The sequence below is a fragment of the Sphingomonas sp. ASV193 genome (genome assembly GCF_040203355.1).
GTDB lineage: Bacteria > Pseudomonadota > Alphaproteobacteria > Sphingomonadales > Sphingomonadaceae > Sphingomicrobium.
The window spans coordinates 389,751-405,553 of sequence record NZ_JBEHBW010000002.1 but is presented as its reverse complement, the minus strand read 5'-3'; the positions used below and the strand labels follow the sequence as shown (position 1 = coordinate 405,553).

At 70.2% G+C, this 15,803-nt stretch carries 13 protein-coding genes; 4 read left to right on the top strand and 9 right to left on the bottom strand.

Annotation, left to right across the window (positions count from 1 at the left end):
- The first annotated feature begins 87 nt into the window (after positions 1-87).
- The gene (locus ABDK56_RS05960; protein WP_349807230.1) at positions 88-1,179 is read left to right on the top strand and encodes a DUF3667 domain-containing protein; all 1,092 of its coding nucleotides are present in this window, start codon (positions 88-90) and stop codon (positions 1,177-1,179) included.
- On the opposite strand, the gene ABDK56_RS05955 is transcribed toward ABDK56_RS05960, so the two are convergent.
- The 6 genes from ABDK56_RS05955 to ptsP all read right to left on the bottom strand — a co-directional run bounded on the left by ABDK56_RS05955 (position 1,176) and on the right by ptsP (position 8,931).
- Complete coding sequence (locus ABDK56_RS05955; protein ID WP_349807229.1) at positions 1,176-1,559, bottom strand: hypothetical protein; 384 nt, start codon at positions 1,557-1,559, stop codon at positions 1,176-1,178. The two genes, ABDK56_RS05960 and ABDK56_RS05955, sit on opposite strands and share 4 nt — an antisense overlap.
- Positions 1,560-1,640: 81 nt before the next feature.
- Positions 1,641-3,590, bottom strand: a complete 1,950-nt coding sequence (ftsH, locus tag ABDK56_RS05950; protein WP_349807228.1) for an ATP-dependent zinc metalloprotease FtsH — start codon at positions 3,588-3,590, stop codon at positions 1,641-1,643.
- 86 nt (positions 3,591-3,676) lie between these two features.
- Positions 3,677-4,594, bottom strand: coding sequence for a tRNA lysidine(34) synthetase TilS (tilS, locus tag ABDK56_RS05945; RefSeq protein ID WP_502959271.1), 918 nt, complete (start codon positions 4,592-4,594; stop codon positions 3,677-3,679).
- Between the two features lie 61 nt (positions 4,595-4,655).
- The gene (locus ABDK56_RS05940) at positions 4,656-5,585 is read right to left on the bottom strand and encodes a tetratricopeptide repeat protein (protein ID WP_349807226.1); all 930 of its coding nucleotides are present in this window, start codon (positions 5,583-5,585) and stop codon (positions 4,656-4,658) included.
- Between the two features lie 69 nt (positions 5,586-5,654).
- Entirely contained in the window at positions 5,655-6,569 is a 915-nt protein-coding gene (locus tag ABDK56_RS05935; protein ID WP_349807224.1) for a helix-turn-helix domain-containing protein, read from the bottom strand.
- 100 nt (positions 6,570-6,669) lie between these two features.
- Complete coding sequence (ptsP, locus tag ABDK56_RS05930; protein WP_349807223.1) at positions 6,670-8,931, bottom strand: phosphoenolpyruvate--protein phosphotransferase; 2,262 nt, start codon at positions 8,929-8,931, stop codon at positions 6,670-6,672.
- Positions 8,932-9,062: 131 nt separating this feature from the next.
- Here ptsP and ABDK56_RS05925 point away from each other — a divergent pair, with 131 nt between their 5' ends.
- The 3 genes from ABDK56_RS05925 (at position 9,063) to ABDK56_RS05915 (ending at position 13,042) form a co-directional block, all read left to right on the top strand.
- Entirely contained in the window at positions 9,063-9,650 is a 588-nt protein-coding gene (locus ABDK56_RS05925; protein WP_349807222.1) for a hypothetical protein, read from the top strand.
- Entirely contained in the window at positions 9,578-9,958 is a 381-nt protein-coding gene (locus tag ABDK56_RS05920; protein WP_349807288.1) for a hemerythrin domain-containing protein, read from the top strand. Before ABDK56_RS05925 ends, ABDK56_RS05920 begins: the two co-directional genes overlap by 73 nt.
- 72 nt (positions 9,959-10,030) lie before the next feature.
- Positions 10,031-13,042: a WD40/YVTN/BNR-like repeat-containing protein gene (locus ABDK56_RS05915; RefSeq protein WP_349807221.1), complete on the top strand. Its 3,012-nt coding sequence runs from the start codon at positions 10,031-10,033 to the stop codon at positions 13,040-13,042.
- 13 nt (positions 13,043-13,055) lie between these two features.
- On the opposite strand, the gene ABDK56_RS05910 is transcribed toward ABDK56_RS05915, so the two are convergent.
- The 3 genes from ABDK56_RS05910 to ABDK56_RS05900 are packed head-to-tail and all read right to left on the bottom strand — an operon-like array spanning position 13,056 to position 15,750.
- Complete coding sequence (locus ABDK56_RS05910; RefSeq protein ID WP_349807220.1) at positions 13,056-13,487, bottom strand: hypothetical protein; 432 nt, start codon at positions 13,485-13,487, stop codon at positions 13,056-13,058.
- Positions 13,488-13,501: 14 nt separating this feature from the next.
- Entirely contained in the window at positions 13,502-14,485 is a 984-nt protein-coding gene (locus ABDK56_RS05905; RefSeq protein ID WP_349807287.1) for an NAD(P)H-dependent flavin oxidoreductase, read from the bottom strand.
- 26 nt (positions 14,486-14,511) lie between these two features.
- Positions 14,512-15,750, bottom strand: coding sequence for an aspartate kinase (locus tag ABDK56_RS05900; protein WP_349807285.1), 1,239 nt, complete (start codon positions 15,748-15,750; stop codon positions 14,512-14,514).
- Positions 15,751-15,803: the final 53 nt, after the last annotated feature.

Sequence of the window (15,803 nt, the reverse complement as noted above, 5' to 3'; positions counted from 1 at the left end):
TCCGCCGAGGAGTCCGATCCGCTTGCCCACGCCAACGCGCTAGCATCGGCGTGGCCGCCGGGGTAGATGGCGGGGAGGGGGAAGAGGGTGAGAGAGTTCGACGCTATCGGCAACCTGGTGACCGGCGCCGCCGCCGCGCGCGCCGCCGAGCCTCATGCCGGGGAAGGGCGCGGTCGCGACGGGACGCCCGGCGGGCGCTGCCTCAACTGCGACACGACGCTGGTCGGCCAGTTCTGCCACGGCTGCGGACAGAACCGCGCCGTTCGCCGCAGCCTGTTGGCGTTCGGCGAGGATTTCCTCACCGGCGTGCTCAATTTCGAAAGCAAGGCGATCCGCACCTTGCCCCTGCTCGTCTGGCGCCCGGGCCAGCTCACCCGCCGCTATATCGACGGGCAGCGCGCGCGGTTCGTCTCGCCGCTCGCGCTGTTCCTCTTCGCGGTGTTCCTGCTGTTCGCGGTGATCCAGTCGATCGGCGGCCCCAACGGGATGGATCTCGGCCAGATCGGCGCGGGCGGAAACGCCTATCACTCGACCGACGAGGCGCTGGCGGGCGAGACCAAGAAGCTCGCCGAGCTTCGCGCGAAGCAGGCCAAGCAGGCGACCAACCCCGAGGCCGACGCGCAGGACCGGGCCGATCTCGCCAAGGAGATCGCCGACCAGCAGAAGGCGGTCGCGGTGCTGACCCGGTTCAAGCAGGACGGCATCGCCAATGCCATCCTGACCGGCAGTGACGAGCTCAAGACGAACAGCTCGGTCCCCTTTATCCAGGAAGCGATCGAGCGCGCCAAGGCCAATCCGCAGCTCGCGCTCTACAAGCTGCAGGACTCGGCCTCGAAATTCGCCTGGGTCCTGATCCCGATCTCGGTACCATTCCTGTGGCTGTTGTTCCCCTTCAGCCGCCGCTTCGGGCTCTACGACCACAGCGTGTTCGTAACTTACTCGATCTCGTTCATGCTGTTGTTGGCGGCGGTGCTCAGCCTGTCGGGGTCACTCGGCGCGCCGCTGATCGCGCTGGCGGCGGTGTTCGTTCCCCCGCTCCACATGTATCGCCAGCTCAAGGGCGCCTACGCGCTCGGCCGGTGGGGCGCGCTGTGGCGGACCGGGGCCCTGCTCACTTTCTCGACCATCGCGCTCGGCCTGTTCGCGGTCGCGGTGGTGCTGCTCGGGATCAGCGGCTAGCGCGCCGCGCGCGGGCAGGGGTGAAGCCTTGCCAGCAGCGTCCGCATCGCTTCCTTCAGCGTCATCCGCTCGCGCTCGGCGACCGGCATGGCGTGGAGCCCGTTCACCAGCTGGCGCGCGCCAAGATAGGGGGACGCGCCCGGCGGCGGGCAATAGGCGGGCTGCTCGTGCCGGGCGATCGCTTCCCGGCGCTCGGCGAGCAGCTGGTCGCCATTGGCCTCGGCAAGGTCCTGCAGCCGGTGCCGCTCGGGGCTGAACAGCGCCAGCGGTCCCTGCCCCATCAGCTTGTCGACCCGCACGGTGAACGCCTGCGCGCTGACGTCGGCAAGAGCCGGGGTCGCGACCAGGCCCACGGAAAGGAACAGTATCACTCGACGCATCGCACGACCTCCGCCGCCCGGGTAACGCCGCGTTGATAGCGCGCCGATGAACGCCGGGCTAGCGGGCGAGCAAGTCTGGGCTCAGGCTCCCGCCGCCGCCGGTCCGCCGATCCCGCCACGCGGGCGGCGGCTCTTGGGGATCGAGGTGCCTGCCGTCGGGATCGCCGGGCCCGCCGGACCGCCGCGGTCGATCGTGCCGCCGTCCATCAGCGCCTTGATCTCCTCGCCGGTCAGCGTCTCATACTCGAGCAGCGCCTGTGCCAGCTTCTCGAGCTGGTCGCGGTGGTCGGTGAGGACCTTCTTGGCCTTGTCGTAGCCCGATTCGACGATCCGCCGGATCTCGGTATCGATCGCCTGCGCGGTCTCGTTCGACATCTGCTTCTGCCGGTTCATCGAATAGCCGAGGAACACTTCCTCGTCGGCCTCGGCATATTGCAGCGGGCCGAGCGCGTCCGACATGCCCCAGCGGGTGACCATGTCGCGCGCCAGGCTGGTGGCGTACTGGATGTCGCTCGACGCGCCCGAGCTGACCTTGTCGTAGCCGAACACCACTTCCTCGGCGACGCGCCCGCCCATCGCCACCGACAGGTTCGCGTACATCTTGTCGCGGTGATAGCTGTAGCTGTCGCGCTCGGGCAGCCGCATCACCATGCCCAGCGCGCGGCCGCGCGGGATGATCGTCGCCTTGTGGATCGGGTCGCTCGCCGGCTCGTGGAGCGCGACGACGGCGTGGCCCGCCTCGTGATAGGCGGTCATCTTCTTTTCGTCCTCGGTCATGACCATCGACCGCCGCTCGGCGCCCATCATGACCTTGTCCTTGGCTTCCTCGAACTCGCGCATCGCGACCAGCCGCTTGCCCTTGCGCGCCGCCATCAGCGCCGCCTCGTTGACGAGGTTGGCAAGGTCGGCGCCCGAAAAGCCGGGGGTGCCGCGGGCGATGATCCGCGGGTCGACGTCGGGCGCCAGCGGCACCTTTTTCATGTGCACGGTGAGGATCTGCTCGCGTCCTTCGATGTCAGGACGCGGCACCACTACCTGCCGGTCGAACCGGCCGGGGCGAAGCAGCGCGGGGTCGAGCACGTCGGGACGGTTGGTCGCGGCGATGATGATGATGCCCTCGTTCGCCTCGAACCCGTCCATCTCGACCAGCAGCTGGTTGAGCGTCTGTTCGCGCTCGTCATTGCCGTTGCCGAGGCCGGCGCCGCGATGGCGGCCGACCGCGTCGATCTCGTCGATGAACAGGATGCACGGCGCATTCTTCTTCGCCTGCTCGAACATGTCGCGCACGCGGCTCGCACCGACGCCGACGAACATCTCGACGAAGTCCGAGCCCGAGATGGTGAAGAAGGGCACGCCCGCCTCGCCCGCGATGGCGCGGGCGAGCAGCGTCTTGCCGGTGCCGGGGCTGCCGACCAGCAGCGCGCCCTTGGGGATCTTCCCGCCGAGCCGCGCGAACTTGCCCGGGTCCTTCAGATATTCGACGATTTCCTGAAGCTCTTCGCGCGCCTCGTCGATCCCGGCGACGTCGGCGAAGGTCACCTTGCCCTGCTTTTCGGTCAGCTGGCGCGCGCGCGACTTGCCGAAGCCCATCGCGCCGGACCCGGCACCTTTCTGCATCTGGCGCATCGCGAACACCGAGATGCCGAGGATCAGCAGGAAGGGCAGCGAATTGTAGAGCAGCAACAGCCAGATGCTCGAGCTTTCCTCTTCCTTGACCTTGACCGTGACGTTCTTGGCCAGCAGCCGCTCGCTCACCCGCGCGTCGGCGGGGGCGACGGTGACGAAGGTCTTGCCGTCGGCGAAGCGGCCGGTAATCGTCGCATTGCCGTTCTGGCTGGTCGCCATGGTGACCGCGCTGACCTGCCCGGCGTCGACCGCCTTGATGAAGTCCGAATAGCTCGCCTGCTGGCTCTGGGTCGTGCGGGTGCCGCCGATCAGCTGCACCGCGATCACCAGCGCGAACAGCGCCGCGAGCCAGATCAGCAGGCGCTTGGTCCAGGGATTGCCGGCGGGCGGAGTCTTGTCTTCCATGCTCATCCTTCAAACCGTCACGCACGCAGGCGGCGGCATCGAGGCTAAGATAAGCCAGTCCGCCTTAACAACAAGGGACCGATCGCTCAGCCGCGCCGCGGGGGCGCCGGGACGGCGTGCCAGCGCGCCCCGCCGGTCCATTTGAACGCCCCCAGCGTCGCGGTCTCGCCGCGCCCGAGCGCTTCGAGCAGCCGGTCGAGCGCGGGCCCGCGTGGATCGGGCTCGCCGGCGCTGCGGTAGAAGGCGACCAGCATCCGCCGCCGCCACTCGCGCGGCAGGTCGGCGGGGTCGAAGGTCCAGCCATCCGCCGTGCGCGTCTCGCGGCCGAGGATCACCGAACGCGCGGCATAAGCCATCGCTTCCTCGCCCTCGGCGAGGTGCGCCGCGCTCGCCGCGACCTGAAGCACCTCGGGCCCGCCCGCCGCGGCCAGAAAGGCGCGGGCGCGGCTCCGCTCGTGGCGCGGGTCGCGATTGGCCGGGTCGTCGACCGCCGCGATCCCCGCCGCCGCGACGACCTCCGCCAGCTCGGCGCGGCGCCAGCCGAGCAGCGGCCGGATCACTCGCGAATGCCAGCCGCGCCCCAGCGCCAGCGGGCGACTCGCGCGGATTCCGGCCAGCCCCGCCAGCCCGGCACCGCGCGACAGCCGCATCAGCAGCGTCTCGGCCTGGTCGTCGGCATGGTGCGCGGTCGCCACCCGGTCGAGCTTCAGCCGGTTCGACCAGCCCGCCAAAAGGTCGTAGCGAATCTCTCTCGCGTGCGCCTGCACCTGGCTCGTCGGCGGCGCGTCCCAGCGCGCGGCCAGCGTCTCGTGGACCAGGCCGAGCCGGCCGCACAGCGCCGCCACCCCCGTCGCCTCGTCCGCCGCCTCGGGGCGGAGCCCGTGATCGACCGTCGCCACGAACAGCCGGTCGGCGGGAACGCTCGCCGCCGCCAGCAGCAGCATCGCCACGCTGTCGGGCCCGCCCGACACCGCCAGCCCGATCCGCGAATCCCCGTTCGCCAGTCGCGTTAAGTCGGCGGCGAACCGCCGGGCGAGCGCCGGATCGGGGGTCAGCCGCGCCTTATCAATCGCACTTGGCCTCGGCCTTGGCGGCGGGCAGCAGCTTCTTGATGTCGGCCCGCATCTTGCCCGCGTAGACGCTCTCCAGCTCGCCATAGGCGTTGCATGCCTTGCTCGGCTGCTTGAGCTTCACCAGCGCCTGCCCGAGATAATAGAGGCTGTCCTGCGCGCGCTCGCCCTCGGGGTCGCGGCGATAGTTGGCGAGCAGCGTCCCCGCCGCCTCGCGCGTGTGCCCGGCGTCGAGCTGCGCGCGCCCGGCAAGGTTCTGCGCCCAGCTGACCCGATGGCTGTCGGGATAATCCTTCGCCATCTTCATCAGCGCGGTGTAGGCGGCGTCATACTTGCCCGCCTGCCACAGCTTGAACCCCTTGTCGTAGGCCTGCTCGTCGGGCTTCGACATGTCGGCCGGCCCGCTCGTCTCGCTCTTGGCGGCGGTCTTGCCCTTGCTCTTGCCGCTCTCGACCTTGGGCCGCGACACGGCGGGCGAATCGTCGACCGGCGCGACATCCTGCGCCGGGTCGGCGGCGCCCGGGTCGGGGGCGGCGGCGGGCGGGGTGCTGGCGACCTTGGTCTCGAGCGCGCGGAGCCGCTGGTCGTCGTCGGCCTTGGTCCGCGCCAGCTCGGCCTCGAGCTGCGCGACGCGATTGCCGTTCTCCTCGGACCCGCGGACGAGGTCGGCCATCTGCTTCTCGAGCGCGTCGATCCGCGACACCAGCGCATTGACGCTATCCTGGGTCGCGGCGGGCGTATCGTCGAGCGCCGCGGTATCGGCGGGCTGTCCCTTGGGGAAGACGACCCGCTGCACCTGCCGAACCTGCTTTTCGAGCCGCCCGATCCGCTGCTCGGGGGTCGCCGGGTCGCGCGCGATCGCCGGGCCGATGGCCAGCGCCGCCGCGCCGATCGCGAGGAGGGTCTTGGCAGTCGCTCGAGTCACTTCAATCGTTCCTGTCACTTGTCATTGTCGCCAAAGCTCATGGCCGACCCGGCCTGACGCGGCGATGAATCAGTTGCTGTTCGTCGTCGTTGCGGCGGGCGGCGGGGTCGCCGTCGCGGGCGCGGTGTCGCTCGCGGCGGGGGCCGGGCTCGCCGCGACCGGCTTGGGCTTCGGCTTGGGCTTGGCAACGGGTTTGGCGGTAGCTGGCGCGGGCGCCGGGTTAGACGCGGCCGCCGCGGGCTTCAGCAGCGCCTCGGGCTTGAGGCTGACGTCGCTGACCCGCTTGCCGGCGGGGCCGATTGACGGCGCGACCTCGGTCCCGACCTTGATCGTCAGTGCCTCGGGCTTGGCGGTGCTCAGAACCGGGTTCGCCGCGCTCGCCGGGACCGCGAAGACCTCGCCCGCCTTGAGCTCGCCCTGCTTGAGGATCGTCGCCCCGTCCTTGATCTCGACCCACGCCGCCTCGGTCGCCGCGACCGTCACCGCGTTCGCCGCCGCGGGCGCTGGAGCAGGGGCGGGGACCACCGGCGCGGCGGAATTGTCCGCCGCGACCGTCTCGTCAATGCCGCCGCTCGTCTCGCGGTTGCTCAGCCACGCCAGCAGCCCGACCACGATCGCCAGCGCGACCAGCGCGCCCAGCACGAGCCCCTTGGGCATCTGCCGCTTTGGATCGACCGGCTCGAACACGCTCGCCTGCGCCGCGCTGGCCGGGCGATAGCCGCCCATTTCCATCCGCAGCTGGTCGCCGATCTCGGTCCGGTCGAGCCCGACCGCGCTGGCGTAGTTGCGCGCGAAGCCGATCGAATAGGTCTGCGCGGGAAGCCGGTCCCACTCGCCGGTCTCGATGCTCTCGAGGTGGCGGACCGGGATGCGAGTCGACGAGGCGATTTCGGCCAGGCTCAGCCCCTTCGCCTCGCGCGCCTCGCGCAGCCGCTCGCCGACGGTCGGGACCGCGTCCGCCTCACCTGCGATTTCCTCGTCCATCTCGATCCTGTGCGAAGGGTTGGTTGGGGGTGTGCGCCGCGTTGTCGGGGGACCGGCGGGGCAAGTCAACCGCCACCGGGCCGTTACGGCACGGCCGCGGTCAGGGCAGCACCACGCCCTGCTTGCGCGCCCAGTCGCCGAGCGCGCGGCGGAAGTCCTTGGGCGGCTTGGCCAGCATCGTCTCGAGCTTCGCCGCCGCCGCCGCGCCGTCGAGCGAGCGGATCATCGCCTTCACCGGCCCGACCGCCGCGGGGGTGATCGACAGCGCCTCGAACCCGATTCCGACCAGCGCCAGCGCCTCGAGCGGCCGCCCCGCCATCTCGCCGCATACCCGCACCGGCACCCCGGCGGCGCGGCACTGCACCGCGATCCGCCGAAGGAAGCGCAGGATCGCCGGGCTCAGCCAGTCGTAGCGCACCGCCAGCCGCGGATCGGCGCGGTCGGCGGCGAACAGGAACTGGGTGAGGTCGTTGGTCCCGACCGAGATGAAATCGACCTTGGGCAGCAACAGGTCGAGCGTCTCGGCGAGGCTCGGCACCTCGAGCATCGCGCCATAGGCGATCCGGCTCGGCACCGGGCGCTTCGCCTTGACGCACCACTCGCGCTGCGCCTCGAACAGCTTGACCGCCTCGTCATATTCCCACGGTTCGCTGACCATCGGGAACATCACGTTGAGCTGCTGGCGGCCCGCCGCCTCGAGCAGCGCGCGCGCCTGCGCCTTCATCAGCGTCGATCGCTCGAGGCTGAGGCGAAGCGCGCGCCAGCCCATCGCCGGGTTCTCGGCCTCGTCGCGCTCGTCGCTGAGATAGGGCAGCGCCTTGTCGCCGCCGATGTCGACCGTGCGGAACACCACCGGCTTGGGCGCGGCAGTGTCGAGCACGTTCTTGTAGAGTCGCTGCTGGCTCTCGCGCCCGGGAAGCTCGGCCGACACCAGGAACTGGAACTCGGTGCGGAACAGCCCGATGCCGTCTGCGCCCGAGGCGGCGACCATCGCCGCGTCCTCAGCCAGCCCGGCGTTGACCATCAGCGTCACCCGAGTCCCGTCGACGGTGATCGCGGGCAGGTCCTTCAGCGCGGCATATTCGGCGCGCCGCTTCTGGCTCATCGCCATGCGCTGGTCGAACCCGTTCGCGATCGCGCGGGTCGGGCGCACCACCACCGTCCCGCTGTCGCCGTCGACCAGCACCGAATCGCCCTCGTCGGCGACGTGGCGAATGTCGTCGCACCGCCCGACTACCGGCACCCCCATCGCCCGCGCGACGATCGTCATGTGCGCGGTCAGCGATCCTTCCTCGAGCACCACCGCCTTCAGCCGCCGCCGGTCATATTCGAGCAGCTCGGCGGGCCCGAGGTTGCGCGCGATCAGCACCGTGTCCTTCTGGAGGCCGGTCTGCGCGGCGGTCCCGATCCTCCCGCTGACGATCCGCATCAGCCGGTTCGACAGGTCCTCGAGGTCGTGCATCCGCTCCTTGAGCAGCGGGTCGTCGATGTCGCGCATCCGCGCCCGGGTGCGCTGCTGGACCCGCTCGATCGCCGCCTCGGCGGTCAGCCCGCTGTCGATCGCCTCGTTGATCCGCCGTGCCCAGCCCTCGTCATAGGCGAACATCTTGTAGGTCTCGAGGATCTCCTGGTGCTCGCCGGTGGTGCCGAATTCGGCGTCGCGGGTCATATGGTCGATCTGCTCGCGCATCCGGCGGAACGCCGAATAGACCCGCGCCCGTTCGGCCTCGGTATCGTCGGCGACGGTATGCTCGACCATCACCCGCGGCTGGTGGAACACCGCGACTCCCTTGGCCATGCCGCTGACCAGTTTCAGCCCGACCAGCCGCTGGGTGCCCGTGCTGGTCCCCCCGCCGCGGGTCCCGTCGACTAGCCGCGCCCCGGCGATCAGTTCGCTGAGCACCATCGCCGCGGTCTGCAGCGCCTCGATCTCGACGTCCTCGTAGCGGCGCGGGTCGGCGTGCTGGACCGCGAGCACCCCGATGGTCGTCTCGCGCCGCACGATCGGCACCCCGGCAAGGCTGTGGAACCGCTCTTCGCCGGTCTCGGGGCGATAGGCGAAATTGGGATGGCTCGCCGCCTCGGCGAGATTGAGGATCCGCCCTTCCTCGGCGATCGTCCCGACCAGCCCCTCGCCGAACGCCAGCCGGGTGACGTGGACCGCCTCGGGGCGGAGCCCGTGAGTCGCGAACAGCTCGAGCGCCTGGTCGCGCAGCAGGTAGATCGAACAGACCTCGCTGTTCATCGCCCCGGCGATAAGGTCGACGACCTGGTCGAGCTTGGCCTGCGCCGACACGCGCTTGGCCATCAGCGCGTGAAGGCCGGTCAATATCTCGCGGGCGGCGGCGGCGGCAGATGGCATGGCCCCTCGCTAGCAGCATAAGCCCCGCTTTTGAAAGCTGGAGCAATCATCCTCCGGTGCGGACCCGATTGGGGGGAACGGGGCGCGGCGATTCCGGTTAAATCCTTGGTAAAGGAAGGAGTTAACCGGCGATGCGGGGAAGTGTCTGCCTGCTTGGGACCGACTCGAAGGTATCGGTCGCGATGCTCCAGCTGGTCAACGCGCTCGCGCTTCCCGCCCGGCGGCATGACGTCATCCTGTTCGCGCTCCGCGCGGCGCAGTTCGTCACGGCGGCGCGGCGGATGCTGGTGCTCAACCGCTCGGACGACGTCCACGCCGACCTGTGGCTGTCGAGCGAACTCGGCGAATATCGCGCGCGCTGGTCCGAATCTGAATCGATCGCGCGCAACATCGCCGGATTCCGGTCCGATTCGTACCGGATGGTGTCGATCGTCGAAGACCGGCTCGCGGCGAACGAGTGGCACGAGGCCGACGACCTCGAATTCTTCCGCCGCTCCTTGTGCCGAGCCGAGCGCCCTGCCCAGCCGGCGCGCCTCGCCTCGTCTCCGCCACACGCTCTGGAAATCGACGAGAAAGGATCGAAACCATGTCCTCCATCGCCGTCCTCCGCCGCCAGCATGATTCCGCGCAACAGCTTGCACGGGCGCTGGTTCGCCGCGTCGAGGAGTACCGCTCGCCCGACGATGCCCCCGCCGTCGCGCTCGACCTGGCGCGGCTGATCGGGCTCGTCCGGGTCCACCTCGCGCAGGAAGACCGGCTGCTTTACGGCGCGATGATCGGCTCGGGCAGCGCGCACGCCGCCGCGACCGCGCGGCGCTTCGCCGCCGAAATGGGCGGACTCGCCGAAAGGATCGAGGCGTTCGCGATGCGCTGGTCCTCCTCGGCGCTGATCGCGCTCGATCTCGCCGCGTTCCGCGCCGAGCTCGATTCGCTCCTCGCCGCGCTCGACGAGCGCATCGCGCGCGAGAACGAGCAGCTCTACCCGCTCGCCGAGGCGACCGGCGCGATTCGCCCCCACGCCGCCTGAGCGGGTCGCTTTCGCCCGCCTTGGCCCCGGCCCGCCCTTGCTCGCGCGCGACCTTGCGCTAAGCATCGCGCCATGCCGATCCGCCCCCGACTCCTCCTCGCCAGCGTCGCCGCCCTCGCCGCGCTGGCCCCCGCCGCCGTCGCCGCCCCGGTCGACCCCGCCCAGTTCAAGGCGCTCGAATGGCGCTCGGTCGGCCCGTTTCGCGGCGGGCGCGTGCTCGCGGTGGCGGGCGACCCGACCGACCCCCGCCGCTTCTACTTCGGCTCGGTCAACGGCGGGGTGTGGGAAACGAACGATGCCGGCCGCACCTGGCAGCCGATTTTCGACCAGGTCCCGGTCGGCTCGATCGGCGCGCTCGCGCTCGCCCCGTCGGACCCGAAGATCCTCTACGTCGGCACCGGCGAGGCCGACATGCGATCGGACATCGCGCAGGGTACCGGCCTCTACCGCTCGGCCGACCGCGGCAGGACGTGGCAGTCGATCGGGCTCAAGGACACGCAGTCGATCGGGCGCATCCTGGTCGACCCGAGGAACCCCGATACGCTGCTCGTCGCCGCGCTCGGCCACCCCTATGGCCCCAACCCCGAACGCGGCGTGTTTCGCTCGACCGACGGCGGCAGGAGCTGGACCAAGACGCTGTACAAGGACGCCGACACCGGCGCGATCGACCTCGCGTTCGAGCCGGGCAATGCCTCGGTGGTCTATGCCGCGCTGTGGCAGACCCGCCGCCCGCCGTGGAACACCTATCCGCCCTCCTATGGCCCGGGTAGCGGCCTCTACAAGTCGCTCGACGGCGGGCGCACGTGGAAGCCGCTCACCGGCCGCGGCCTCCCCGCCAACCCGGCGCGCATCGGCCTCTCCACCAGCAAGGCCAAACCGAACCGCGTCTACGCGCTGATCGACAGCGCGAAGGAGGAGCAGGCCGGGCTCTACCGTTCGGACGATCGCGGCGACTCGTGGCGCAGGATGACCGGCGACAAGCGGATCACCAATCGCGGCTGGTATTTCGGCGAGGTCGACGCCGACCCCAACAACGCCGACCGGCTGTGGGTCAACAATACCATCATCCTTCGCTCGGACGACGGCGGCGCGCACTTCATCCCGCTTAAGGGCGATCCCACCGGCGACGACTTCCACACGATGTGGATCGACCCGAAGAACAGCGCGCGGACGGTGATCGGCGTCGATCAGGGCACGCTGGTGACGCTCAACGGCGGCAAGACGTGGAGCAGCTGGTTCAACCAGCCGACCGGGCAGTTCTACCATGTCGCGACCGACAATGCGTTTCCCTACCGCATCTACGGCGCGCAGCAGGACAGCGGCGCGGCCAGCGTCGCCAGCCGCAACGACAGCCATTTCGACGGCATCGGCATGGGCGATTTCCACGAAGTGACCGCGGGCGGCGAAAGCGACAATATCGCCCCCGACCCCGACGATCCCGATATCGTCTACGGCGGCCGGGTCGACCGGCTCGACCGCAAGTCGGGGCAGACCCGCAACGTCGACCCGACGCTCGCCTATCCCGGTGACTATCGCCGTACCTGGACGCTGCCGCTGACATGGTCGAAGCGCGAGCATGTGCTGTTCTTCGCCAACCAGCGCATCTTCCAGACCGCCGACGGCGGGCTCCACTGGACCCCGATCAGCCCCGACCTGACCCGCGACACGCTGACCGTCCCGCCGACGCTCGACCCGGTCACCGCCAAGGACACCGCGGTCGAAGGCCCGCGCCGCGGCGTGGTCTACGACATCGGCTCCTCGCCGCTCAAGGATGGCCTCATCTGGGCGGGCACCGACGACGGGCTGATCTGGCGCACCGACGACCATGGCGGGCACTGGACCAACGTCACCCCGGCGCAGATCACCCCCTGGTCGAAGGTCGGGACGATCGAGCCGTCGCATTTCGACGCGAACACCGCCTACGCCGCGATCGACCGCCACCGGCTCGACGACAGCAGGCCCTATCTCTACCGCACCCGCGACGGCGGGCGGAGCTGGCAGCCGATCGTCGCGGGCCTGCCGGTCGAAGGCGGGCTGAACTCGGTCAACGTGATCCGCGAGGACCCGGGCCAGCGCGGCCTGCTGTTCACCGGCACCGAGCGCGGGCTCTACGTCTCGTTCGACGACGGCGACCATTGGCAGCCGCTGCAGGCGGGTTTGCCGACCACCTCGGTCCGCGACCTCACCGTCCACGGCAACGACCTCGTCATCGCCACCCACGGGCGCGGCTTTTACGTGATGGACGACATTGTGCCGCTGCGCGCGCTGGCATTGAACGCGGCCGCCGGCACGCGCCTCTACCCGGTCGCCCCCGCGTTCCGGGTCAACGAGCCCGGCTTTACCGGCACGCCGATGCCCAAGGACGAGCCGATGGCCCCGAACCCGCCGCTCGGCGCCACCATCGATTACACGCTGGCCCAGCAGGCCCGCGGGCCGGTGACGGTCCGCATCTTCGACGCGAAGGGCGCGCTGGTCAGCACGAGCTCGAGCGCCGACCCGGTCAAGCCGATCGACCTCGCCACGCTCCCGATCGCCCCCGAATGGGTCGTCCTGCCATCGCGTCCCGGCACCGGCGCGGGGCACAACCGCTTCGTCTGGGATGTCCATTACGACGCGCCCAAGTCGATGAAGGGCAGGGGGGTGTGGGCCCCGCCGGGGCGCTACGTCGCCGAGGTCGACGTCGACGGGCAACAGTTTCGCCAGCCGCTCGACATCCGCCCCGACCCGCGCGTCACCGTCAGCCAGGCCGAGTTCGACGCGCAGTTCGCGCTCGCCCGCCAGGTCGAGGCGCAGCGCGTTCGCGCCCACGCGCTGCTCGACGATGCCGCCGCGCTCGCGAAGACGCTGAAGGGGCCGCGGGCCGACCAGCTCGCCGCGCTCGTCGGCAGGCCGCCCGCGGCGACGGGGACGAGCGACGCCGCTTCGCTGCTCGGGATCGCCGACCGGCTCGACACGCTCGGCAGCGCGGTCGAAAGCGCCGACGGGGGCCCGTCGCCCGACGCGGTGACCGGCTTCAACCTCCTGTCGCAGCAGCTCGCTGCGCTCGACCAGCGCTACCAGGCGTTCAAGGCGAGCCTGCGCTGACCGCGGCGAAGGACTAGAGCTCGGCCCACCAGTAGAGCCGCTCGCCGGCACCCTGCGCCCGGCGGGCGAGGTCGGTGATCGCGCGCCCGACCGTCTCGGCATCCGCCGGGGTCACACCCCACAGCGCCGGTGCCCAGCGCTCGGCTATCCCCGCATCGACCGCGATCGCGGCGAGCCGGTCGCGCAGCAGGTCGGGCACGCGGTGGAGCGAGGGGCCCGGCACATAGTCCTTGGGATCGGTTACCGGCTCGGGCCAGATCTGGGCGAGGTCGCGGATCATGGTCGGCTGCGTCTCCCCGCCCGCCGCCTCGACCAGTTGCTCGAGATGCGGACAGGGGAAGACGCCGTTGACCTCGATCGTCTCGAACAGGCGGTACGGCCCCGCCCCGTCGGCGCTCGCCGCCAGCGCCTTCTCGTCGTCCTTCGCCGCGAAATAGCCGTCCACGTCGCCCCCTTAACTCAACCTCGCGTATCGAGCGCCGCCGCCGCCTCGCTCGTCAGTTCGGCGATGATGTCGGCGACCGGCTCCTCGCGCTTGACCATGCCGACCGACTGGCCGGCCATCACGCTGCCACTCTCGACGTCGCCGTCGATCACGGCGCGCCGAAGGGCTCCGGCCCAATAATGCTCGATTTGCAGCTGCGCCTCGGCCATCTCGACCGCGCCGCTGTCGAGCAGCCCAGCCACCTCGCGCTGCTTGGCGGCGAAATTCTCCATCTCGCGATTTTTCAGCGCGCGCACCGGGATAACCGGCAGCCTGGGATCGATCTGGACGCTGGGAATGGCGTCGCGCGCCGATGCCCGCAGGAACGCCTTCTTGAAATTGGGATGCGCGATGCATTCGGTCGCGCAGACGAAACGCGTGCCGAGCTGGACCCCGACCGCCCCCATCTCGAGATAGGCAGCGATCGCCTCGCCGCGCCCGATCCCGCCCGCGACGAACACCGGCACCTGGTCGGCGATCTCGGGGAGCATTTCCTGCGCGAGCACGCTGGTCGACACCGGTCCGATGTGGCCGCCCGCCTCCATTCCCTCGATCACCAGCGCGTCGACCCCGCTTCGCACCAGCTTCTTCGCCAGCGCCAGCGCGGGGGCGAAGGCGATGAGCTTCGCCCCGGTCGCCTTGACCTTGTCGAGCGCGCCCGGCGGCGGCAGCCCGCCCGCCAGCACGACATGGCCGACCCCGTGCCGCCCGCATACCTCGATCAGCTCGCCGAGCGCGGGGTGCATGGTGATCAGGTTGACCCCGAACGGCTTGCCGGTGCGCTGTTTCGTCTCGGCAATCTCGGTATCGAGCAGGTCGGGGGTCATCGCCCCGCAGGCGATCACCCCGAAGCCGCCCGCGTTGCTGATCGCCGCGACCAAGTGCCGCTCCGAAATCCAGCTCATCGCCCCGCCGAGGATCGCCCATTCGGTGCCGAGGAACTCGGTGCCGCGCGCCATCAGGCGGCGAAGCTTGTCCTCGCCGCTCACGCCTGCGGTTCCGCGTCTAGCCCATAGGCGCTGTGCAGCACGCGCACCGCAAGCTCGGTATAATCCTCGGGGATCAGCACGCTCACCTTGATCTCGCTGGTGGTGATCGCGAGGATGTTGATCCCGCGGTCGGCCAGCGTCTTGAACATCGTCGCCGCGACCCCGGCGTTCGACCGCATGCCGACGCCGACCGCGCTCACCTTGACCACGTCCGTGTCGGTCAGGATCTCGCCAAAGCCGATCGTCTCGCGCCCCTTCTTCAGTGCCTCGACGGTATGCGCGAGGCTCGCGGTCGGGACGGTGAAGGTCAGCACGCTCGGCTCGCCCGGGCGCGGCACCGACTGGACGATCATGTCGACGTTGACCCCTTCCTCGGCCAGCGGGGCGAAGATCGCCGCCACCGTCCCCGGCGAATCGGGCAGACCGGTCAGCGTGATCATCGCCTCGTTCTTGTCGTGGGCGATGCCGGTAATGACGTTGCGTTCCATGTCGCTTTCCTCGATCTGGTCGTCGCCGACGATCCGCGTGCCGGGCAAGTCCTCGAAGCTCGACAGCACGGTCAGCGGCATCCCGGTGCGCATCGCCAGCCCGACCGAGCGGGTCTGCAGCACCTTGGCCCCGACGCTCGCCAGCTCGAGCATTTCCTCATAGGTGATGGTGTCGATCTTGCGTGCCCTCGGCACGATCCGCGGGTCGGTGGTGTAGACCCCATCGACGTCGGTGTAGATGTCGCAGCGGTCGGCCTTCATCGCCGCCGCCAGCGCCACCGCCGACGTGTCCGACCCGCCGCGCCCCAGCGTCGCGACGGCACCCTCCGCCGTCACCCCCTGGAAGCCGGGGATGACCGCGATCCCGCCGCCCTCGAACACCCGCTCGAGCACCTCGACGTCGATTCCCTCGATCAGCCCGCTGGCATGGCCCGAGGCGCGGATCGGCAGCTGCCAGCCCATGTAGCTCTTGGCGTTGAGCCCCATGCCCTGGAGCGTGATCGCGAGCAGCCCGCTGGTCACCTGCTCGCCGCTGGCGACCACCACGTCATATTCGCGCTGGTCGTAGAGCGCGGCGGCCTCGCGGCACAGCTGAACCAGCCGGTCGGTCTCGCCCGCCATCGCGCTGACCACTACCGCGACCTCGTTGCCCGCCTCGGCCTCGCGCTTCACGCGCGCGGCGACGGCGCGGATTCGCTCGATCCCGGCCATCGACGTGCCGCCGAATTTCATCACGATCCGCGCCATGCCCGCTGTGCTCATAATCCTTTAGTGAACGGCGCCGCCCTGTTAGGGAGCGG

Excerpts from the sequence above, each read along its gene's own strand:
- ABDK56_RS05925 (WP_349807222.1), top strand. The coding sequence starts at position 9,063 with ATGCGGGGAAGTGTCTGCCTGCTTGGGACCGACTCGAAGGTATCGGTC.
- ABDK56_RS05900 (WP_349807285.1), bottom strand. The coding sequence starts at position 15,750 with ATGGCGCGGATCGTGATGAAATTCGGCGGCACGTCGATGGCCGGGATC.
- ptsP (WP_349807223.1), bottom strand. The coding sequence starts at position 8,931 with ATGCCATCTGCCGCCGCCGCCGCCCGCGAGATATTGACCGGCCTTCAC.
- ABDK56_RS05905 (WP_349807287.1), bottom strand. The coding sequence starts at position 14,485 with ATGGCGCGCGGCACCGAGTTCCTCGGCACCGAATGGGCGATCCTCGGC.
- ABDK56_RS05935 (WP_349807224.1), bottom strand. The coding sequence starts at position 6,569 with ATGGACGAGGAAATCGCAGGTGAGGCGGACGCGGTCCCGACCGTCGGC.
- ABDK56_RS05955 (WP_349807229.1), bottom strand. The coding sequence starts at position 1,559 with ATGCGTCGAGTGATACTGTTCCTTTCCGTGGGCCTGGTCGCGACCCCG.
- ftsH (WP_349807228.1), bottom strand. The coding sequence starts at position 3,590 with ATGGAAGACAAGACTCCGCCCGCCGGCAATCCCTGGACCAAGCGCCTG.
- ABDK56_RS05915 (WP_349807221.1), top strand. The coding sequence starts at position 10,031 with ATGCCGATCCGCCCCCGACTCCTCCTCGCCAGCGTCGCCGCCCTCGCC.